Source organism: Lysobacter yananisis, assembly GCF_031199375.1.
GTDB classification, from domain to species: Bacteria; Pseudomonadota; Gammaproteobacteria; order Xanthomonadales; family Xanthomonadaceae; genus Lysobacter; species Lysobacter yananisis.
Genome location: NZ_CP133568.1, coordinates 2,099,273 through 2,120,476, shown reverse-complemented (window position 1 = coordinate 2,120,476; position 21,204 = coordinate 2,099,273). Strand labels below are relative to the sequence as shown.

Sequence of the window (21,204 nt, the reverse complement as noted above, 5' to 3'; positions counted from 1 at the left end):
CTTGCTCCGGCGATACCGCCATCGGCCCGGACGCGGCGCGTCCGGGCCGACGCGGTGCTAGGCTGCCGGGCGTCGCCCACGCCCGCGCCCGATGCTCCAGCGCCGCCTCCAACACGATCGAACCGGCTGCGGCCTGGCCTGCGTGGCGATGCTGGCCGGGATCGGCTATGCCCAGGCGCGCACCCTGGCGCGGGCTCTGGCGATCGGTCCGAGGCTGTATCGCTATCGCGCCGGCGGCGGCCTGCGCACGGCGCGCGAGGGCTGGCTGACCGATGCGCGGCAATTGCGGCGGATGCTGGCGGTGCTGCGCATCGGCAGTGGCGGCGAACGCGCGGTGAGCGCCTGGCGCGACTGCGACGGCGACGGCTTGGTCGCGATCAACGCGCGCGCGGACGGCACCTGGCATTGGGTGGTGTACCTGCACGATCCGGTCTCGCCGCGCGTGCTCGATCCGAATCCGCGCGTGCGCCGCGGCGCACGCCGCGATTTCGGCCGGATGCGGCCGGTGCGGTTCGTGCCGGTGACGTTGCACGAAGCCTCCATGTAGAAGCGGCGCGCGCCGCGACCGCAGCAACGCGACTGCGGCGATGCTTTCGGCGCGAACGGCTGCAACGCGGTCGCGGCTTGCGCCGCTCCTACAGGGAGCGACCGCAGGCTGCGCGGATCGCGCTCACTGCGCGCCGATGCCCGCCAACGAACGCGCGAACGCGCGCGTCACCGGGCGGATCTGCTCGACGTCGGCGACGCCGTAGCCGAACGCGATGGCCGGTTGCGCCGGCGCGCTCATCGCGTATTCGGCGATCGACTGCGCCCCGGGCATGTGCCGCGGCAGTCGCGCCAGGATCGCCGGGGCCAGGGCCGGATCGCGGATGCGCGCGGCCAGGTGCATGCCGGCTTCGCACGGGATCGGCTGCAGCCACGGCGCCAGTTCGGCGTCCAGCGCCGCCAGCAGCGCCTCGCGCCGCGGCGCGTACACCGCGCGCATGCGGCGCACGTGGCGGGCCAGGTGGCCGTCGCGGATGAAGGCGGCGAGCACCGACTGGGTGATCGTGTCGCTGTGCGAATCGGCGCAGTGCTTGACCGTCGCCAGCGCGTCGCGCGCCCAGCGCGGGGCGACGATGAAGCCCTTGCGCAGCGACGGGAACAGGCTCTTGGAGAAGGTGCCGATGTAGAACACCAGGCCGTCGCGGTCGAGCGTCTGCAGCGCGTCGAGCGGGCGGTGGCCGAAACGGAACTCGCCGTCGTAGTCGTCCTCGATCACCAGCGCGTTGCGGCGGCGGGCGAAGTCGAGCAGCGCGCGGCGCCGGCGCAGCGACAGCGCCACGCCGGTCGGCGACTGGTGCGAAGGGGTCACGCTGATCACCCGCGCGTCCTCTGGCAGAAGGTCCACGCACAGGCCTTCTTCGTCCACCGGTATCGGCAGCAGCCGCGCGCCGGCCGCGGCGAAGGCGGCGCGCACCGGCGGGTAGCCGGGCTCCTCCACCGCCACCCGGGTTTCGCCCGGCGTCACCAGCAGCCGCGCCAGCAGGTCGAAGGCCTGCTGTGCGCCGGAGGTCACCACCACGTCCTCGCCGCCGCAGGCGACCGCGCGGGCGAACGCCACGTGCTGGGCGATCGCCTCGCGCAGCTCGGCGATGCCTTCCGAGGGCGGATAGCTGAAACCGGTCCGCGACCACGCCCGCAGCGTTTGCGCCGACAGCCGCCGCCAGGTCTCGTGCGGGAAGTGGCGATGGTCGGGAATGCCGAGGCGGAAGCAGCGCTCGGGCAGGTCGCGCGGCGGCTCCGGGCGCAGGAACGGAGTGCGCCAGAGCGGGTTCAGGCGCGGGTCTTCCGGGCCGGCGGACAGGCGCCGCGGCGCGCGCCGGTCGCGGCGCGCGGCGACGTTGGCGACCACCGCCTTGGCGCCGCGGCGCGGCACGAGGTAGCCCTCGGCGATCAACAGATCGTAAGCGGCGACCACGGTGTTGCGGGCGACGCCCAGGCCCGCGGCGACCCGGCGCGTGGCCGGCAGCGCCGCGCCCGCGGCGAGCCGGCCGTCGAGGATGGCCGCGCGCAGTTGCTGGTGCAGTTCGTGGGTCAGCTGGCCGTGGCCGCGCGCCGGCAGCTCCAGCGGGAACTCGAAGACCGGGCCGTCCGGATCGGCGGCCGCGGGCGCGGCGGCATCGAAAACTGGTTCCATGGATTCCGTCCGATTTGGACCAACGCGGGCGCCAGCGTACTCCTAAGCTGGCTCCATGGAAGCGGCCCCTCGCCGCCGCGGACGCCGCCGAGATGATCGACCTCCACTACGCCGCCACCCCCAACGGCCTGAAGCTGCGCCTGTACCTGGAAGAGACCGGGCTGGCGCACCGGATCGTGCCGGTGAAGCTCTCCGCCGGCGAGCAGTTCGCGCCGCGGTTCCTGGCGATGTCGCCGAACAACAAGATTCCGGCGATCCTCGACCATGCGCCGGCCGACGGCGGCGCGCCGCTGCCGGTGTTCGAATCCGGCGCGATCTTGCTGTACCTGGCGCGCAAGACCGGACTGCTGTGGCCGCGGGGCGAACGCGCGCAGTTGGAAGCGACGCAGTGGCTGTTCTGGCAGATGGCCGGGCTCGGCCCGATGGCCGGGCAGGCCGGGCACTTCCGCGCGCACGCGCCCGAAGCGGTGCCGTATGCGATCGACCGCTACACCCGCGAGGCCGCGCGACTCTACGGCGTGCTCGACCGGCGTCTGCACGGGCGCGAGTTCGTCGCCGGCGACGAACTGTCCATCGCCGACATCGCCTGCTATCCGTGGGTGGTGCCGCATGCCGGCCTCGGCCACGACCTGACCGCCACGCCCGACCTGCAGCGCTGGTTCGAACGCATCCGCGCGCGGCCGGCGACGCAACGCGCATATGCCGGCGTCGAGGACCCGTACGCGAAGCCGGCCAACTTCACTCAAGCCGAGCGGCAGGCGCTGTTCGGCCAGGGCGCGCAAGGCTGACGCGCCGCTGTCGTGGGAGGGGGCTTCAGTCCCGACGCTCTCGTGCCCGATCGCGGCGACCGGAAAGGAAAGCGTCGGGACTGAAGTCCCTCCCACACAAGCCAAGCCAAGCCAAGCCAAGCATCAAACCCTAGTCGGCCACGAGTCGGCCAGGGCGACAAGCCCCGAACGCCGCGCTGTCGTGGGAGGACCTTCAGGCCCGACGCTCTTGTGCCCGATCGCTGCGACCGGAAAGGAAAGCGCCGGGACTGAAGTTCCTCCCACACAAGCCAAGCCAAGCATCAAACCCTAGTCGGCCACGAGTCGGCCACGAGTCGGCCAGGGCGACAAGCCCCGAACGCCGCGCTGTCGTGGGAGGGCCTTCAGGCCCGACGCTCTTGTGCCCGATCGCTGCGACCGGAAAGGAAAGCGTCGGGACCGAAGTCCCTCCCACACAAGCCAGGCATAACCCGTCCTGTCGCGAGGCCCGCCATGCCCTGCCCCATTTGCGAAACCTGCGGCACCCAGTTCGCCGAATCCGCCGCGCCGCCCACGCATTGCCCGGTCTGCGAGGACGAGCGCCAGTACGTCGGCTGGAACGGCCAGCGCTGGACCACGATGGAATCGCTGGCCCAGCGTCACCGCCTGCGCATCGACGACGACGCCGGCGTGCTCAGCCTGAGCATGTCGCCCGGCTTCGCCATCGACCAGCGCGCGATGTTCCTGCCCACCGGCGCCGGCAACCTCCTGTGGGAGACGCTGTCGCTGGTCACCGACGAGGCAGTGCAGGCGCTGCGCGCGCTCGGCGGCGTCGACCTGATCGCGATCTCGCACCCGCACTTCTACGCATCGATGGTCGAATGGAGCCGCGCGTTCGGCGACGTCCCGATCTACCTGCACGAGGCCGACCGCGAATGGGTGCAGCGGCCCTCGCCGGCGATCCGCTGGTGGCGCGGCGACGAACTGGCGCTGTCGGACGATGTCGTGCTGATCCGCTGCGGCGGCCACTTCGACGGCAGCGCCGCGCTGCACTGGCGCCGCGACGGCGCGCGCGGCGCGGCGCTGTTCCCCGGCGACGCGCTGCAGGTCGTCTCCGACCGCCGCCACACCACCTTCATGTACAGCTATCCGAACTACATCCCGATGAAGCCGGCCGACGTGCGCGCGATGCGCGAACGCATCGACCGCTTCGCGTTCGAGGACGTGTACGGCTACAGCCTGGGCCGCAACATCCTCGGCGGCGGCCGCGCCGCGGTGGATGCCTCGTTCCAGCGCTATTTCGACGCGATCGCCGGCTGAGCCCAGCCGCCCACGCCCCACGAGGAACCGCCATGGCTTCCGGCTTCGACGCCCTGCACGACTACCTGCCCGCGCGCATCGGCGCCAGCGCGCAACTGCCGTGGATTCCCGCCGACACGCCCGGCAAGTACTCCAAGCCGCTGCGCTTCTTCGCCGACGACCGCGGCTTCGTCGAACTGCTGCGCATGGACCCGGGCCTGGCGATGCCGCTGCACCGCCACACCGGCGAGGTCCACGCCTACAACCTCAGCGGCACCCGCCAGCTGTGCACCGGCGAACTGATCGGACCGGGCGATTACGTCTACGAACCGCCCGGCAACGTCGACTGGTGGAAGATCGTCGGCGACGAACCGATGATCGCGCTGGTGGTGGTGATGGGCGCGGTCGAGTTCCTCGGCCCCGGCGGCACGGTGCGCCTGCGCGCCACCGCGCAGAGCCAGCGCGCCGCGTACGAGCGCTATTGCCGCCAACAACGGCGGCCGGCGCTGGACCTCACCGACCGCTGAGCGCGCACCCGCGCCTCAGGTCTCCACGAACGCCTGCAACCGCAGCAGCGCCTGGTCCCACTGCTCGGCGATGCGCTGCAGCGACTGCCGCGCCTGCTCCAGCTCGGCCGGCTCGAACTGCCACAAGCGCTCGCGCCCGGCCTTGAGGTCGCGCACCAGCCCGGCGCCGGCCAGCACCTGCAGGTGCTTGGTCACCGCCTGGCGGCTGATGTCGGTGCCGGCGGTGAGCTGGGCGATCGACAGCGCGCCGCCGGCGCACAGCGCCACCACCAGCCGCAGCCGGGTCTCGTCGCCGAGCGCGTCGAACACCCGCGCCGAGCGCCGCAGCGCCGGCGCCTTGAACGCGGCCGCCGGCTTGGCGGCGGCAGGCTTACTCGACATAGCGCGCGATGTTGCCGACCTGCTCGTCCCAGCCGCCGGAGTTCATGCGGAAGGCTTCCTCGCGGCGTTCGGCCGGGACCTGGTCGAAGCCCGACTCGGTCACCGTCAGCCAGGTGCCGCCGTCGGCGTCCTCGAGCGCGAACTCGACCAACGTAGGCGGCTCGTGCGAGTAGTCGTGGTCCGGATCGACCGCGTAGGGATGCCAGTGGAACGAGAACCGGCGCTCGGGCTCCATCGCCTGCACCACCACCCGCATCAGCAGGTGCTCGTAGCCGGGATAAGTGATGTAGCCCTGCGCGGGCTCGCCGGGGGCAAAGCGCTGGCCTTGCAGCTTCACTCCGAACCATTGGCCGAAGGACTCGGCGTCGGCCAGCGCGCGCCAGACCTTGGCGCGCGGAGCCTTGAGCAGGATGCGGCGTTGGATGCGGTCGGTGGATGCGTTCATTGGCAACCTCTTGGATGCATATCGCCGGGCCAGAGTGGACCGCAAATACGCAACCGTCAAGTTGCTTTTTCAGTCGCCGGCGCGAGGCCGCCAACCTCCGCACCCGCGCCCACGCATGGCTCGCCGCGCCGCGCTCAGTACGCCACCGCGAGCGCCGTCCATACCAGCGCGATCGCCAGCGCGACCGCGGTCGCGATCCGCTCCACCTCGGCGTCGCGCCACCGGATTCGGCAAACCACCGCGGCCGCCAACACCACGCACGGCACCGCCAAGGCTTCGATGCCGATCATCCCGCAACGCACCATGCGGTCGCCGACGTCGCACATGAAGCGATTCGGGTTCAGCGCGAGGGCGGTGTCGGCGATGACGGTATACAGCGGCGGCACCAGGGCCAGGCAGAACAACGCGATCCACAGCAACGACTGCGCCGCGCGCGCCGGCCACGCGCGCGGCCACCACTCCAGCGCCAGGCAGCACGCGCAGGCCGCGGCCGCGATCGCGGGCAGGCCCCAGGCGACGCCGCCGCGGTTGATCCAGACGGTGCACGCCAGCCCCGCGACCCACACCGCGGCGACTGCGATAGCATTCCTGCGCGCGGCCGCGCCGGCGCCCGCGCTCATCGCGTCCGCTTCCGCGGCGACCGGGCCGCCTTCGCGCCGGTCCCGCCGGCCGCCGCGCGCGCATCGCACCGCAACCGTCCGCGCCCGCACCGCATCGTCTCCATGGTTCCGCTCCGCATCGCGCGCCTCCTTTCGTGCCCCATGTTCACACACGCAAACCCGGCTGACGCTAGCCTCAACGGCAGATGTGTTTATTTGTATCGCCTCCACGGCCCACACCGCCCGGCGCTACCATGCCGGCTCGCATGAGGTGGCCATGAATAAAGTCCTGCTGATCGAGGACGACGCCCGTCTGGCCGGGCTGATCTCCGAGTACCTGCAACGTTACGACTTCCAGACCTCGGTGGTGCTGCGCGGCGACCTCGCGCTGCCCGCGATCGAGAACGATCCGCCCGACGTAATCGTGCTCGACCTGATGCTGCCCGGCATGGACGGCTTCGACGTGTGCCGGCAGATCCGCAAGCAGTCGAGCCTGCCGATCGTGATGCTGACCGCGCGCGCGGACCTGTTCGACCAGGTCACCGGCCTGGAGGTCGGCGCCGACGACTACGTGCTCAAGCCGGTGGAGCCGCGCCTGCTGCTGGCGCGGCTGCGCGCGGTGCTGCGCCGCAGCCAGGCCCAGCCGCAGGCGGCGGGGCCGTCGATCCTCAGCTACGGCGGCCTGCAGATCGACCTCACCGCGCGCCAGGTGCGCTGGAAGGGCGAAGAGATCGACCTCAAGACCGCCGACTACAACCTGTTCGTGATCCTGGCCCAGGCCGCCGGCCGCGTGCTCAGCCGCGACGAACTGCTGCGGCGCTGGCGCGGCATCGGCTTCGACGGCGTCGACCGCACCGTCGACGTCAGCATCTCGCGCCTGCGCCGGCACTTCGCCGACGACGCGCACGAGCCGCGCAAGATCAAGACCGTGTGGGGACGGGGCTATCTGTTCAGCCCGATCGCCTGGGAGGACTGAATGCTCTCGATGCTGGTGCGGTTGTACCTCACCGTGGCGGGGCTGCTGCTGTGCTCGATCCTGCTGGTGCAGCAGGTGTTCCCTTATCTGTTCCCGGACCAGTACTCGGCCTCGGTGCGGCACGAGTTCGTCGGCGAACTGACCCTGCTGCGCGAGCGCCTGGGCGATGCCGCGGGCGCCGAGCTCGACCGCCGCCTGGCCGAACTCAACCGGCGCACGCCCGAACGCTACAGCCGGGTCACGACGCAGGAACTGCGGGCGCTGACGTCGCGCAACCGCGCAGAACTTGCCCGCCTCGGCAGCGCCAGCACCCACGTCGGCAGCGAACGCCATCACCTGTTCCTGCGCCTGCCGGCCGGCGACACGGTGCAGATCGTCTATACCGAGAACGACTTCCCGATCCGTTACGTGGCCTACCTCACCGTGTTCGCGATGGTGCTGCTGGGCCTGATGATCTGGCTGCAGCCGCACTGGCGCGACCTGGAGCGGCTGCGCGACGCCGCCGCGCAGTTCGGCGACGGCGACCTGGGCGCGCGCGCGCGAGTGCGCGGCGGCTCGTCGATCCGCCAGCTGTGCGTGTTCTTCAACAACATGGCCGACCAGATCGGCCGCCTGATCCAGTCCCAGCGCGATATGGTCAACGCCGCCTCGCACGAGCTGCGTACGCCGATCACCCGGTTGGAGTTCGGCCTGGCCAACCTCGCCGACACCCTCGACGACCGGGTCGCGCGCGCCCGCGTGCACGCGCTGCGCTGCGACGTGGAGGAACTCGACCTGCTGGTCGGCGAACTCCTGACCCTGGGCATGCTCGAACGCAGCGGCCCGCGCCCGAGCCTGGAGCCGGTGCAGCTGGAAGGGTTCCTGCGCGCCTCCACCGGCGTGTCGGCCGACGAACTGCGCAGCCGCGCCACCCGGATCGAATGGGCGATCTCGGCGGAGCTGGACGAAGTGGCGGTGGAACCGCGCAGCCTGCGCCGCGCGTTCTCCAACCTGATGCGCAACGCGGTGCGCTACGCCGACAGCGCCATCCGCGTCGCCGCCGAACCGGCCGGCAACGACTGGCTGCTGATCGTCGAGGACGACGGCGTCGGCATCCCGGCCGAGGACCGGCGCCGGGTGTTCGAGCCGTTCTACCGGCTCGACCGCAGCCGCGACCGCGCCACCGGCGGTTACGGCCTGGGCCTGAGCATCGTGCGCCAGGTGATCGAACGCCACGGCGGCACGGTCCATGTCGAGCCCTCGCCGCTGGGCGGCGCGCGCTTCGTCGCGCGGCTGCCGCAGCGCCCGCGGCTGTGGTCCGAACGCGACGGCGCGGCCGTCGGCGAGGCCGAAGCCGGCCCGGGCGACGCGCAGGAGCGCCCGTTCCATCTGCAGTGAGCGGCCGCGGCCGCCGCGGCGATGACCCCTTTCGCTCCCGCACCGCGTTGGCAACAGCGCGGACGGCGTTTTCGCGCGCCGTTGCAAGCACGCTCGTTCACACTGCGACCGGCTCCAGGATAGGAACCCCGACCCATATGGATATGAACGCCCAGCCCGACGATCTCGAATCGCGGGTGCTCGACCTCGCCAACCAGGCCATCGCCCACCAGGCCGCCGGCGAGCATCGCCAGGCCGCCAAGCACTGGGGCCGCGCCATCGCCCTGGCCGACAGCGGCCTGGCCGACAGCGGCCTGGGCAGCGACGACATCCGCCACTGGCTAAGCGCCGGCGCGGCCGAAACCCTGTACCGGCTCGGCGACTACGCCGCCTGCATCGTCGCCGCGCGCGCGGCGCAGGAATGGAGCCGGCAGCAGCACGCGCCGCTGGCCGCGTTGCTGCTCGGCCAGGCGCAATTGCGCCTGGGTCGGCGCGAGGCGGCGCTGCAGGCGCTGCGCGAGGCGCGCGCGCTCGGCGGGGAGGCGGTCTGGGACGCGATCGACCTCGACCTGCGCGCGGCGGCCGCGCGGCTGCTGCGCAGCGACGCGGCCTGAGCGCGGCGCGCGCGCCCGGCGGCGGCGCGGCGCGCGCTCAGAACCGCGACCACCACTGCACGTTGCGCTCGAAATGGCCAACCAAGGTCTGGACCAGGCGATGCCGGGTCTCGGCCGGGCGCGTCTGCGCGTCGCCGCAGGCGATGGCGCGATCGACCGCGCCGTGCATAGCGCTGAAGAAGATCACCGCGGTCATGCGCGGATCCGGCGCCGCCCACACCCGCGCGGCGATGCCGCCTTCGAGCAGTTCCACCAACTGGTCGATCACCGGATTGTCCTGCCAGGCCTGGCGGTCGTAGCCCTTGCTGTGGGTGTGCGCGTCGTGGAACAGCGCGTCGTGCAGCGCCACCTGCTCCAGATACGCGCTCACCGCCGTCTGCACCCAGGCGCGCAGGCGCCCGCCCCAGTCGCCGTCGCGGCACCGGTCCATGGCCTGGCGCACGCGCGCGACGAAACCGTCGGCGAAGCGCTGCTCCAGCGCCGCGCGCAGGCGCCGTTCGCAACCGAAGCGGACGCGCAATTGGGCTTCGTCGAGGCCCGCCGCCGTGGCGATCCGCTCCAGCCGCAGCGCCGCGACGCCGTACGCGGCGACCAGGCGCGCGGCCGCGTCCAGCGCCGGGTCCGGCGTCAGCGCGAGGAAGGCCGATGCGGCGGCGGCGGCGCGCGCATCGGCTTCGCCCGCCACCGCGGGCTGCAGGGTGGCCATGGGCCGAATCTCCAAATGAGAACCGTTCTCATCATACTCCATCAGACGCGCGCCGGGCGGCGGCACCCAACCCCGCCGGTGACCGCCGGATCGACCGGCGGATCGATTGCCGAACCGAGCGTCGGGCCGGGCGCCGGCGCGAACGCGAGCGGCGAGGACGCAACCGCCGCATCGCCGACGCGCATTTTCCCGGCTGGATAATTTTTCACCAATCCTCACCCGCGCTTGCGACCGCGATCGACATTCGCATGCGAACCAATCCATTGCCGCGCGCGAAAACACGTTCGCGCTCAGCGGAAACGAATCGGACACGATCACAACTCGCGCGTGATTGAACGCGAGTCGTCGACATCGCGCGACATGGTCGTTTTCCCCTGGAATTTCGCGTTTTTCGCAAACTCCACCGAACTCGAAGACAACACCCGACGCTGTAGAAAAACCTTCACATATCCGTCTTGTGATAAGTCTCTCACCGTCGCCCCCGTAAATATTCGACTTGTGATATGCCTCTCATCCACCTTGATGGACATGACTTGAGCGCTCGGGGATATTGACCCCGAAGGCGCCGCACAACGCATCCGCGCAACGTCGCCTTTCGATGCGTTCGCGTCCGCCCGTCGCGGCGGAATGCCGCATCGTTTGTTCCGTCCCCCCTTTGCCACACCGATAAGAACTAAGGCCCACCGTCCGCCGCTCGCGCCGGATGTACACGGATAGAGGCCCTGCCCAGGCGCGCTGCGCCGCGGCCGTGCTGTATTTTTTTGCATTCGCTGACACACGGAGAGGGGGCCACTCGCAAGAACGAGTCGGCCGCAGGCCCGCGCGCACCCGGTACCGCGCGCCGACGGACATCGCGTCCGCCGGCCGGCGGGCGCGCGCGTCCCGGCGCCGGCTCAGAGGAAGCGCCATGAACGAACTCCATGCCCACGGCCTGCCGCTCACCACCGCCCAGCGCGGTCTGTGGGTCGGACAGAAGCTCGCCTCGGCCGAAGCGACCTTGAACATCGCCGAAGCGGTGGAGATCCACGGACCGGTCGAGCCGGCGCTGTTCCAGCGCGCGTTGCGCCAATTCGCCGACGAAGCGCAAGCCGTGCGCGCGCGCATCGTCGAGCACAACGGCCTGCCGTACCAGATCGTGCGCGAGCGCTACGAGTTCGACACGCCTTACATCGATTTCAGCGCCGAACCCGACCCGCGCGCCGCCGCCGACGCGTGGATGCAGGCGGAGATCAACCGCCCGGTCGACCTCGCACACGATCCGCTGTGGGTCGGCGCGATCTTCAAGTTCGCCGACGACCTGTATTGCTGGTACCAGCGCGCCCACCACACCGTCTACGACGGCTACAGCGGCGGCATGGCGGCCAAGCGCCTCAACGAGCTGTACTGCGCCTACCGCGACGGCGTCGAACCCGAGCCCTGCGGCTACGGCACGCTGGCGTCGCTGATCGAAGCCGAGGCGTCGTATCGCGATTCCGACCGCTACCGCCGCGACCGCGAATACTGGCTGGAGCAACTCGCCGGACTGCCCGAAGCGGTGACCCTGGCGCGCCGGCGGGTGCGCAACAACGGCGGCCTGCGCCGTTCCAGCGGCCACGTGCCCGAAGCCGGGCGCGAGCGCCTGGCGCAGATCGCGCGCGACAACGGCGTGAGCCTGCCGCAGGCGCTGATCGCGCTGATCTCCGCCTACTACCACCGCGCCAGCGGCGCCCACGACCTGGTGTTCGGCATGCCGGTCACCGGCCGCGCCAGCCACGCGCTGCGCAGCACCCCGGGCATGGTCGCCAACGTCGTCGCCATCCGCCTGCAGATGCGCGCGGACATGAGCATGAGCGAGCTGTTCCAGCAGACCTCGCGCACGGTCAAGTCGGCGCTGCGCCACCAGCAGTACCGCTTCGAGGAATTGCGCCGCGACCTCGGCCTGGTCAACCCGGACCAGCACATGGCCTGGCTCGGCATCAACATCGAGCCCTACGACTACAACAACTTCCTCGGCCACCGCGGCAGCGCGCGCAACCTGCACAACGGCACCGCCGAGGACCTGACCGTGTTCGTGTTCGACCGTCTCGACGGCCAGGGCCTGAGCTTCGACTTCGACGCCAATCCCACCCTGTACCCGGCCGCCGAACTCGACGAACACAAGCGCCGGCTGATGCGCCTGATCGACGCGGTGCTGGAAACGCCGGACATCGCCCTGGGCGCGATCGACGTGCTCGGCGCGGACGAGCGCGCGCGCCTGCTGACGCAGTGGAACGACACCGACGCGCCGCTGCGCGACACCACCGCGCTGGCCGAGTTCCGGCGCCAGGCCGACGCCACTCCCGACGCGGTCGCGCTGATCGCCGGGACGACCCGATTGAGCTATCGCGAACTCGACGAATCCAGCACCCGCCTGGCCCGGCGCCTGGTCGCGCGCGGCGTGCGCCCCGGCGACACCGTGGCGATCGCGCTGCCGCGCGACGAAGTGCTGCTGTCGGCGCTGCTGGCGGTGTGGAAGGCCGGCGCGGCCTACCTGCCGCTGGATCCCGACGCGCCGATGCAGCGCATCGCCCTGACCCTGGACGACGCCGCGCCGAGCCTGCTGCTGACCGCGCCCGCGTTCGCAGACGCGTTCGCCGGACGCGGCCTGCCGCTGCTGTTCGCGCACGCCCAGGACGAACGCTACGACGCGCCCGACGCGCCGGCGCTGCCCGAGGTCGGCGGCGACCACGGCGCCTATGTCATCTACACCTCCGGCTCGACCGGCGTGCCCAAGGGCGTGGAAATCGGCCAGCGCAGCCTGTGGAACTTCCTCCAGGCGATGCAGCGCGAACTGCGGCCCGAACCGGGCCAGCGCTATCTGGCGCAGACCACGATCACCTTCGACATCGCCGGCCTGGAGCTGTTCCTGCCGCTGACCGTCGGCGCCACCGCCGTGCTGACCACCGCCGAGGTCGCGCGCAATCCGCTGGCGCTGGCGCGGCTGATCGACGAACAGCGCATCGACGTGATGCAGGCCACGCCGTCGCTGTGGCGGATGCTGCTGGCCAACTCCGACGTGCGCCTGCAGCGCGTGCACGCGCTGATCGGCGGCGAAGCGCTGTTGCCGGAACTGGCCGAACAGCTGGTGCGGCAGGCGCGCCGCCTGACCAATCTGTACGGCCCCACCGAGACCACGGTGTGGTCGACCGCGATGGAGATCGACGCGCAGGTCCTGGCCGCCGGCAACGGCGCGCCGCCGCCGATCGGCCGGCCGCTGCTCAACACCCAGGTCTACGTGCTCGACGCCGCCGGCCAGCCGATGCCGACCGGCAGCGCCGGCGAGCTGTACATCGGCGGCGCTGGCGTCGCGCGCGGCTATCGCAATCGCGACCGGCTCAACGCCGAGCGTTTCCTGCCCGATCCGTTCCGCCCCGGCGGCCGTCTCTACCGCACCGGCGACCTGGCGCGCTGGCGCGACGACGGCACGCTGGAATACCTCGGCCGCGCCGACCAGCAGGTCAAGATCCGCGGCCATCGGGTCGAGCTCGGCGAGATCGAGACCCAGCTGCGCGGATTCGACGCGGTCGCCGAGGCCGCGGTCGCGCTGCATCGCGACGCCGCCGGCAACGCCCTGCTCACCGCCTACGTGGTGCCGGCCGCCGGCGCCGACGCCGCGCCCGACGCGCTGCGCCGCGCGCTGGCCGCGCGCCTGCCCGACTACATGGTGCCGGCGGCGTGGATCGAACTGGCGGCGTTGCCGATGACGCCCAGCGGCAAGCTCGACCGCAAGGCGCTGCGCCCGCCCGAGCGCAGCCGCCAGAGCGCGTACGTGGCGCCGCGCACCGAGGCCGAACGCAAGCTGGCGACGATCTGGCAGCGGATCTTCAAGCTCGAACGCGTCGGCATCCACGACAACTTCTTCGAACTCGGCGGCGATTCGCTGACCGCGGCCGAGCTGGTCGCGGCGCTGCCGCGCCATTTCGGTTCCGAGTTGTCGATGGGCGCGCTGTTCGAAGGCTCGACCATCGCCGGCCTGGCCGCGGCGCTGGAGCGCAGCGGCGGCGACAACGATCCGCTCGGCGCGCTGCTGGCGCTGCGCGGCGGCGCGGCGGAGCGCAACGCCCATCCCGAGCGGCCGCTGTTCTGCATCCATCCGGTCACCGGCGTGGGCTGGGCCTTCACCGGCATGCTGCGCCAGCTGGAGTTGCCGCTGTACGCGCTGCAGTCGCGCGGCCTGCGCGGCGGCGCGCTGCCGGGCAGCATCGAGGAAGTCGCGGCCGACTACATCGCGCAGATGCGCAAGGTCCAGCCGCACGGCCCGTACCGCCTGCTCGGCTGGTCGCTGGGCGGCCTGATCGGCCACGCGGTGGCGGCGCAGCTGCAGCGCGAAGGCGAGCGGGTCGAACTGCTGGCGATGATGGATTCCTATCCCTTCGCCACCGAACCGGCGACGCCCGACGAAGCCCAGCAGGCCCAGGCCGTGCTCAAGTTCCTCGGCTTCCACCACCGCCTGCGCGAAGCGCCGCAGGACATGCGCGCGCTGACCGAGCTGCTGTGCCAGGAGTACGAGGTGTTCTCGAACCCGCTGGTGCAGCAAGTGTTGAAGGACGACGCCAAGCTGATCGAGCACGTCGCCGCGGTCACCCGCAACAACCTGAGCCTGGCGCGCCGCTACGCGCCGCAGCGCATCGACGCCGACGTGCTGTTCTTCGACGCGCGGCGCAAGGAGCGGGTCGACCTGGACGGCCTGCTGCACTACCGCGCCAACGCCTGGCAGGCGCACGTGGCCGGACGGTTCGAGGTGCACGAAGTCGATTGCCACCACCAGACCATGCTCGAGCCGCGCGCCGCCGCGCATATCGGCCGGGTGTTGCGCGAGCGCCTGCACGGCGCGCCCGCGCAGCCCGCGCGCGCCGACGCGCCGCCGCCGGCCGCGCTGACCGCGGCCGCGGCCCTGGTCGCCGCCTATTCGTAAGGAGACGCACGTGTCCGCTTCCGCTTCCGCCGTCGCCGCAACGCTTCCCATCGCCGCCCAACCGGCCGATCCCACGCCCGGCGCGGTGGTGATCTTCACCGTCGGCACCCAGGGCGACGCGCGCCCGTGCATCGGCCTGGGCCAGTCGCTCAAGCGCGCCGGCTATCCGGTGCGCATCGTCACCAGCGAGAACTTCGCGCCGCTGGTGCGCGAGGCCGGGCTGGAATTCGCCGCGATCAGCGCCGACTTCAGCGACCTGCTGACCAACAATCCCGAGACCGTCGACAAGGCGCTCAACCCCTGGTACCTGGTCCAGCACACCCGCGCCAAGTTCGCGCAGTGGGCGGCGACCTGGGCGCAGGAAGCGCGCCCGGCGTGCAAGGGCGCGGCGCTGCTGGTCGGCACCGGCATCGTCACCCAGCTGGCCAAGGCGATCGGCGAGGCCGACGGCATTCCCTTCATCCAGGCCCACCTGCAGCCGTTCACGCCGTCGCGCAAGCTCTCGCCGCTGTCGTTCTGGTCCGAGCGCGAGTTCCCCGGCGCGGTCAACATGGCGCTGTTCTCGGTGATGAAGCTGCTGGCTTGGTACACGCTCAAGCCCGCGGTCAACGGCGCGATCCGCCCGCAGCTCAAGCTGCCGCTGTTTCCGTGGTACGGGCCGTTCTTCGACAAGAACCCCGAGCGCATGCGGGTGCTGTACGGCTACAGCCGCCACATCCTGCCGCCGCCGGACGACTGGCCGGCCGAGGTCAAGGTCACCGGCAGCTGGTTCCTCGACCAGGCCGACGTGTGGCAGCCGCCGCAGGCGCTGGCCGACTTCCTCGCCGAAGGCGACAAGCCGGTGTACTTCGGCTTCGGCAGCATGCTGGCCAACAACGCCGAGGCGCTGACCCAGGTGGTGCTCGACGCGGTGCGCCTGAGCGGCCGGCGCGCGGTGCTGGCGACCGGCTGGGGCGGACTGCGCTGCGATCCGGGACGCTTGAACGACCAGGTCTATGTGATCGAGGCCGCGCCGCACGACTGGCTGTTCCCGCGCATGGCCGCGACCGTGCAGCACGGCGGCGCCGGCACCACCGTGGCCGCCGCTCGCGCCGGCGTGCCGTCGGTGTTCGTACCGTTCTTCGGCGACCAACCGTTCTGGGCGCGGCGCATGCACGCGCTCGGCGCGGCGCCGCCGGCGCTGGACCGGCGCACCGTCACCGCCGAACAGATGGCGCAGGCGGTGGCGCAGGCGCTGCAACCCGAGCGGGTGCGCGCGGCGGCCGAACTGGGCGAGAAGATCCGCGCCGAAAACGGCGGCGCCTCCGCGGTCCGCGCGCTCACCGAATGGGGCCTGTTGCCATCGCCGCGGCTGGCGCGCGAAACGGCCGCGCCGGCGCTGGAGCGCGTGGCCTGAGTTCGCTATCCGGATAGGGGATAGCGCGGGCGCCCCGGCCCTTGCCCCCACTGGCAAGGGCCGGGGCGCGGTGCGCAAGCGCGCAGCGCAGCGCCATGGCGCGACCGCGACGCGCCCAGTCACAGCCCTCGCCCAGTCACAGCCTCGGAGACGAGCCGCGCGCACAATGGCAGACCGCCCCGCGGCGCCCGTGCGCGCCGCCCGCCACCGAGGCGTCCCCCATGCAAAGCAGCGATGTCGAACTCGAGCGCCTGCGCGTGCGCCGCGAGGCGCGCCGCGCCGAACTGGCCGCGCACAGCGGCGTCAACCAGCGCGAAGGCCGCGCCCTGTGCCTGTCCGGCGGCGGCTACCGCGCCGCGCTGTTCCACCTCGGCGGCCTGCTGCGCCTGCACGAAGCCGGCCTGCTCGCCGGCCTGAGCCTGATCAGTTCGGTTTCCGGCGGCAGCATCGTTTCGGCCTGGCTGGCCTGCCGCTACCTCGACACCCGCCGCGACCGCGACGAGAGCTTCGCCGCCTGGAGCGACCGCATCGACTTCCGCGCCGAGGTGGTCGAACCGTTCCGCGCGGTCGCCGCGCGCGACATCCGCACCCTGCCGGTGCTGGCGACGCTGCCGTTCAACTGGCTCAAGCCGTCGTGGCGCATCGGCCTGCTCGAACGCGGCTACATCCGCGCCTTCGGCGAACGCCATCTGGACGAACTGCCCGAGCGTCCGTCGTTCGTGTTCTGCGCCACCGACCTGAGCTTCGGCGTGAACTGGGAGTTCTCGCGCCGCCGCGTCGGCGACTACCTCGCCGGCTATCTGCGCGACGGCGCGCGGCGGGTGCGGCTGAGCTGCGCGGTCGCCGCCTCCTCGTGCTTCCCGCCGGTGTTCGGCCCGGTGCGCTTCGAAGCGGCGCCGGGCGACTACCAGCGCGGCGACTACCGCGGCGACGACGGCGACGCGCTGCGCGCGCGGATCGAACTCAGCGACGGCGGCGTCTACGACAACCTCGCCACCGAACCCAGCCTGCGCCGTTATCGCGAAGTCCTGGTATCCGACGCCGGCGGCCCGTTCGTGTTCGAGAGCAAGCGCTGGTGGCTGTCGCGGCTGATGCGTTACACCCAGGTCATCGGCAATCAGGCCGAAGCGCTGCGCAAGCGGTTGTTCTTCGGCCAGGCCGAGAGCGGATCGTTCAGCGGCGTGTACTGGAGCCTGACCGGCTATCGCGACGAAGGCGCCGACGGCTACAGCCCGGCGCTGGTGCGCGAAGTGCTCGGGCGCCTGCGCACCGACCTGGACCGCTTCCTCGACGTCGAGTTCGAGGTGCTGGTCAACCACGGCTACTTCGCCGCGCACGATGCGCTATGGCGGCAAAACGGCTGGGTGTCGGAGACGTCGCCGGCGGCGTGGCCGTATCCCGATCGCGCGGACGAAAGCCGGGTGCGGCGCTGGCTGCGGCGCAGCCATGCGCGGGTGCTGCATCGGCGCTGGTGGGGCGCGAGTTGAGCGCGGGCGGAGGTAGGCGACGACGTTGCGTTGCGCTGTCGCCGCTCACAGAAGCAACAAACGCCCCACACCGTCATTCCGGCGAAAGCCGGAATCCATTTTGCCGTTGCCGTTGCTGTTGCTCGTGCTCGCCCCCGAGCCCGCTGCAGTCGTCCCGCAGCCCCGAAGGGCGTGCGCATGGATGCGCACGCGCGCCATGGGGCAGGATGCCCCTTATGGCGCGGCCCCGCGCCCCTTTCGAGCCCTAGTGGCTCTTGATCCGAAAAAGATAAGGCCTTTTCTTTGGTTACTTTCTTTGTGGCTTGAGACAAAGAAAGTGACCCGGCCGCTTGCGGACGGAAGCTCTTGATGGTCGCTTGTCATCACTCGTAGCGACGACAAAAGCGAGAGCAACAACAGAGTCAAAATGGATTCCGGCTTCCGCCGGAATGACGGCTCGGGAGGTTCGTTGCCTCAAGGATCATCGGCTCAGCTACGTCGCCTCAGTTGGATTCCGGCTTCCGCCGGAATGACGGCTTGGGAGGTTCGTTGCTTTAAGGAGCGCCGGCGGAGCTGCATCGCTTCGGTTGGATTCCGGCTTTCGCCGGAATGACGGCGTGGGGAATTCGTTGCTTCGGGATGCGGCAGCGGAGCTTCGTCGCTTCGGTTGGATTCCGGCGTCCGCCGGAATCACGGCAAAGGGGCGACGTAGTTGCGTTGTCGCGGTCGCGGCTTGCGCCGCTCCTACAGGGGCTTCGGCTGGTTCGTATCCGACTGTAGGAGCGGCGCAAGCCGCGACCGCAACAACACAACTACGAGGCCGCCCTCAACGCAACCGAAATCATCCGCCTAAACCGCACACCCACCATCGAAGCCCTCAAACCGCCTTTCGTACGCACGGCGCGAACAGATCCATCCGCTTCTCGTACACGCTGGTCTCCACCTGCATCAACCCCAGCACCGAGTGGAACAGGTTGTCCTGGCTCGCCGGCTTGGCCGACTCCGCGCGCAGGCATTGCAGGTCCAGCCCGCGCGAGGCGGCGAAGCCCGGCGAGAACCACATCGTCATCGGCACCTTGGTCTGGGTCTTGGGCGCGATCGCGTACGGCACGCCGTGCAGGTACAGCCCGTTCTCGCCCAGCGATTCGCCGTGATCGGACAGGTAGATCATCGCGGTATCGCGCGACGTGTCCTGGGCCAGGTAGCGGATGGTGCGGGCCAGGAATTCGTCGGTCGCCAGCACCGCGTTGTCGTAGGCGTTGACGATCTGCTGCCGGTCGCACTTGCCCAGTTCGTTGGTGTCGCAGGTCGGCGTCCAGCGCCGCAGGCGGTCGGGATAGCGGCGGAAATAGGCCGGTCCGTGGTTGCCGAGCTGGTGCAGCACCACCACCGCGTCGCCCGGCTTGGCGCCGATGCGCTCGCGCAGGCCGCGCAGCATCACTTCGTCGAAGCAGCGCTCGCTGTCGCAGTACGCCGGGTCGGTGTCGTGCTCGAAGGTCTCGAACGCCAGTCCCTTGCACACGTTCTTGCAGCCGGTCTGGTTGTCGCGCCACAGGGTCTGGATGCCGGCGTACTCGAGCACGTTGAGCAGCGATTCCGAACCCTGGATGCGATCCTTGTCGTAATTGGCGCGGCCGTACGGCGAGAACATGCACGGCACCGAGACCTCGGTGCTGCTGCCGCAGGCCGTCGTGTCGGGGAAGTTGATCGGCCCGATCCGCGCCAGTTCCGGCGTGGTCTGGCGCTGGTAGCCGTTGAGCCCCCAGTTCTGCGCGCGCACGGTTTCGCCCACCACCAGCACCAGCAGGCGCGGCTTGGCGCCGGCGGCGCGGCCGGCGGCCACGCGCGCGTCGGTGCCGATCGGGGTGCGGCCGCGCACGCGCGAGGCCGAATCGTCCAGCGCTACCCGCGTCAGCGACACCAGGTAATTGGCCGGCGTCACCAGGTGGCGCATTTCCTTGTGGTTGCGCATCAGCGCCGAGATGTCCTGGAACGAGCCCATCAGCGCCAGCCCGGCCAGCGCCAGCGACGCGAGCAACAGCCCCAGCCGCACCAGTACCGCGCGGGCCAGCGGCCGCGGCTTCAACCGCACCCGCCACAGCAACAGCGCCGGCAGCAGGCCGTACAGCAGCAGCGGCAGCACCAGCCCGCCGGTGAACAGCTCCGCCGACTCCTTGCCGTCGGACTGCAGCACGTTGCGGATCATCCCGGTGTCCAGGTAGACCCCGTACTGGCTCATGAAGTGCGCCGCGCCGGCGGTGACCAGCAGCAACACCGTCAGCAGCGGCTTCACCGTCCAACGGTTCAACAGCACGCCCAGCAACAGCGAAGTGATCGCGACGATGGCCACGAACACGCAGGCCGCCACCCACGCGCCGCCGCCGTTGGCGAACGCGCCGGCGGCCGAGGCCGCGCGCCAGAACGCGTTGTTGGCGAAGGCGGCGAAGAACACGCTGGCGATCAGGACGATCGCTTCGACGCTGAGCTCGGGGCGATAGGCCAGCCACGCCGGCCAGCGCAGCTGCGGACGGGCGATGGCGTTCATCGGCCCGCTCCTTCCAGCGCTGCGCGCGCGGCCGGCGCCCCGCGCTCGTCCGCCGCCAGCGGCGCCTCGCGCCGCGCCATCGCCAGGTACAGCGCCAATGCCACGAACCAGCAGATCGCCAGCGTCCACACGTCGTGCGAAAGAAAGTGCGCGCCGCGCAGCTGCTGCGAGAAGCCGAACAGCAGCCCCACCGCCAGCCCGGTCGCCAGGCCCGCCCAGCGCAGGCGCGGGCGCGCCTGCAGGAAGAAGAAGTACAGCGCGATCCAGGCGTAGCCGCCGCTGGCGTGGCCGGCGGGGAAGCACACGCCGCGGTCCAGCCCCGGCGGCCGCCGGTCGAACAGGCCGAAGAAGGGAACCTCGCCGCCGTAGCGGGTCAGGTCCCAGGGGCAATCCATGTTGGTCAGCGACTTCAGGCCCGACGCCAGCGCCACCGCCAGCAGCGTCGCCAGCAACAGATAGGCCAGCGGCCGCCGCCACGGCGCCAGCGCCGGACGCGAGCGCGCGTACAGCCAGAACGCGAACGCGCCCAGCCACGCCGCGGTGCTGGCGTCGCGGCCGAAGCGATGGATCACCTGCTCGGTCAGGTAGGCGTTCTGCAGCGCCCAGCGCCCGCCTTCCAGCGCGTAGAAGCGGTCGGCCAGCCAGAAGTCGCCGCCCAGGCCCATGGTCAACGCCGACAGCGCCGCCAGCGTCAGCAGGGGCCACAACGCATGCAGCAGCAGGAACTTGCGCGGCGACATGCCGGCGGAAATGCCGGGCAGGACGGCGGGGCGCGGAAGGGCCGACGGCAGCGGCCTGGAAGCGGAACGGATCATCGACGGCAGCGGGCTCGGAGACGGGCGTGGAAGACCCGTGCGAGGGCGCTTCGGGCTGCGGGGATGATCGAAACCGCGCTGTCGGAGAGCGGTCGGAACCGGGTTGGCGGCGCGTTAAACAGGCAAAAAAGCCGCGAAGCCGAGCAAACGGCCGACATTGCGTTCAGATTCGGCCGGCGTTGCGCCGGCGCGGCGCTTGTACCGACTGCGTTCCGACGCCA

18 protein-coding genes are annotated in these 21,204 nt (G+C 71.1%); 10 read left to right on the top strand and 8 right to left on the bottom strand.

Annotation, left to right across the window (positions count from 1 at the left end):
• The first annotated feature begins 91 nt into the window (after nt 1–91).
• Nucleotides 92–547: a hypothetical protein gene (locus RDV84_RS08915; RefSeq protein WP_309153125.1), complete on the top strand. Its 456-nt coding sequence runs from the start codon at nt 92–94 to the stop codon at nt 545–547.
• Between the two features lie 123 nt (nt 548–670).
• On the opposite strand, the gene pdxR is transcribed toward RDV84_RS08915, so the two are convergent.
• Nucleotides 671–2,179, bottom strand: coding sequence for a MocR-like pyridoxine biosynthesis transcription factor PdxR (gene pdxR, locus RDV84_RS08910; protein ID WP_309153124.1), 1,509 nt, complete (start codon nt 2,177–2,179; stop codon nt 671–673).
• A gap of 92 nt (nt 2,180–2,271) precedes the next feature.
• Here pdxR and RDV84_RS08905 point away from each other — a divergent pair, with 92 nt between their 5' ends.
• Both RDV84_RS08905 and RDV84_RS26115 read left to right on the top strand, forming a co-directional pair.
• A complete protein-coding gene (locus tag RDV84_RS08905; protein WP_309153123.1) occupies nt 2,272–2,967 on the top strand; it encodes a glutathione binding-like protein in 696 nt (231 codons plus the stop codon).
• Nucleotides 2,879–3,259 (top strand): DUF6053 domain-containing protein, encoded by a 381-nt coding sequence (locus RDV84_RS26115; protein WP_425606289.1) that lies wholly within the window; start codon nt 2,879–2,881, stop codon nt 3,257–3,259. Before RDV84_RS08905 ends, RDV84_RS26115 begins: the two co-directional genes overlap by 89 nt.
• Here RDV84_RS26115 and RDV84_RS26110 read toward each other — a convergent pair.
• On the bottom strand, nt 3,161–3,400 hold the full coding sequence (locus RDV84_RS26110; RefSeq protein ID WP_425606290.1) for a DUF6053 domain-containing protein: 240 nt from the start codon (nt 3,398–3,400) through the stop codon (nt 3,161–3,163). The two genes, RDV84_RS26115 and RDV84_RS26110, sit on opposite strands and share 99 nt — an antisense overlap.
• Here RDV84_RS26110 and RDV84_RS26105 point away from each other — a divergent pair.
• On the top strand, nt 3,318–4,751 hold the full coding sequence (locus RDV84_RS26105; protein ID WP_425606423.1) for a DUF6053 domain-containing protein: 1,434 nt from the start codon (nt 3,318–3,320) through the stop codon (nt 4,749–4,751). The two genes, RDV84_RS26110 and RDV84_RS26105, sit on opposite strands and share 83 nt — an antisense overlap.
• Before the next feature lie 15 nt (nt 4,752–4,766).
• On the opposite strand, the gene RDV84_RS08890 is transcribed toward RDV84_RS26105, so the two are convergent.
• The 3 genes from RDV84_RS08890 to RDV84_RS08880 all read right to left on the bottom strand — a co-directional run bounded on the left by RDV84_RS08890 (nt 4,767) and on the right by RDV84_RS08880 (nt 6,197).
• Complete coding sequence (locus tag RDV84_RS08890) at nt 4,767–5,132, bottom strand: ArsR/SmtB family transcription factor (RefSeq protein ID WP_078996374.1); 366 nt, start codon at nt 5,130–5,132, stop codon at nt 4,767–4,769.
• Nucleotides 5,122–5,577, bottom strand: coding sequence for an SRPBCC family protein (locus tag RDV84_RS08885; protein WP_309153121.1), 456 nt, complete (start codon nt 5,575–5,577; stop codon nt 5,122–5,124). The genes RDV84_RS08890 and RDV84_RS08885 overlap by 11 nt, the downstream gene beginning before the upstream one ends.
• Before the next feature lie 134 nt (nt 5,578–5,711).
• A complete protein-coding gene (locus tag RDV84_RS08880) occupies nt 5,712–6,197 on the bottom strand; it encodes a hypothetical protein (RefSeq protein ID WP_157490449.1) in 486 nt (161 codons plus the stop codon).
• Between the two features lie 256 nt (nt 6,198–6,453).
• Here RDV84_RS08880 and RDV84_RS08875 point away from each other — a divergent pair, with 256 nt between their 5' ends.
• The 3 genes from RDV84_RS08875 (at nt 6,454) to RDV84_RS08865 (ending at nt 9,122) form a co-directional block, all read left to right on the top strand.
• Nucleotides 6,454–7,152, top strand: a complete 699-nt coding sequence (locus RDV84_RS08875; protein ID WP_057949394.1) for a response regulator — start codon at nt 6,454–6,456, stop codon at nt 7,150–7,152.
• Entirely contained in the window at nt 7,153–8,529 is a 1,377-nt protein-coding gene (locus RDV84_RS08870; protein ID WP_309153120.1) for an ATP-binding protein, read from the top strand.
• Between the two features lie 137 nt (nt 8,530–8,666).
• Nucleotides 8,667–9,122 carry a hypothetical protein gene (locus RDV84_RS08865; protein WP_309153119.1) on the top strand — a complete coding sequence of 152 codons (456 nt, stop codon included), beginning with the start codon at nt 8,667–8,669 and terminating at the stop codon, nt 9,120–9,122.
• A gap of 37 nt (nt 9,123–9,159) precedes the next feature.
• On the opposite strand, the gene RDV84_RS08860 is transcribed toward RDV84_RS08865, so the two are convergent.
• Entirely contained in the window at nt 9,160–9,828 is a 669-nt protein-coding gene (locus RDV84_RS08860; protein ID WP_250448841.1) for a TetR/AcrR family transcriptional regulator, read from the bottom strand.
• Between the two features lie 907 nt (nt 9,829–10,735).
• On the opposite strand from RDV84_RS08860, the gene RDV84_RS08855 reads away from it, so the two are divergent.
• The 3 genes from RDV84_RS08855 to RDV84_RS08845 all read left to right on the top strand — a co-directional run bounded on the left by RDV84_RS08855 (nt 10,736) and on the right by RDV84_RS08845 (nt 17,644).
• Nucleotides 10,736–14,761, top strand: a complete 4,026-nt coding sequence (locus tag RDV84_RS08855; RefSeq protein WP_309153118.1) for an amino acid adenylation domain-containing protein — start codon at nt 10,736–10,738, stop codon at nt 14,759–14,761.
• 10 nt (nt 14,762–14,771) lie between these two features.
• The gene (locus tag RDV84_RS08850; RefSeq protein ID WP_198944572.1) at nt 14,772–16,157 is read left to right on the top strand and encodes a glycosyltransferase; all 1,386 of its coding nucleotides are present in this window, start codon (nt 14,772–14,774) and stop codon (nt 16,155–16,157) included.
• Between the two features lie 221 nt (nt 16,158–16,378).
• Nucleotides 16,379–17,644 (top strand): patatin-like phospholipase family protein, encoded by a 1,266-nt coding sequence (locus RDV84_RS08845; protein ID WP_309153117.1) that lies wholly within the window; start codon nt 16,379–16,381, stop codon nt 17,642–17,644.
• An 856-nt stretch (nt 17,645–18,500) separates the two neighbouring features.
• Here the strand turns inward: RDV84_RS08845 and RDV84_RS08840 are convergent.
• Nucleotides 18,501–20,168, bottom strand: a complete 1,668-nt coding sequence (locus RDV84_RS08840) for a phosphoethanolamine transferase (RefSeq protein WP_309153116.1) — start codon at nt 20,166–20,168, stop codon at nt 18,501–18,503.
• Complete coding sequence (locus RDV84_RS08835; protein WP_309153115.1) at nt 20,165–20,908, bottom strand: phosphatase PAP2 family protein; 744 nt, start codon at nt 20,906–20,908, stop codon at nt 20,165–20,167. Before RDV84_RS08835 ends, RDV84_RS08840 begins: the two co-directional genes overlap by 4 nt.
• Nucleotides 20,909–21,204: the final 296 nt, after the last annotated feature.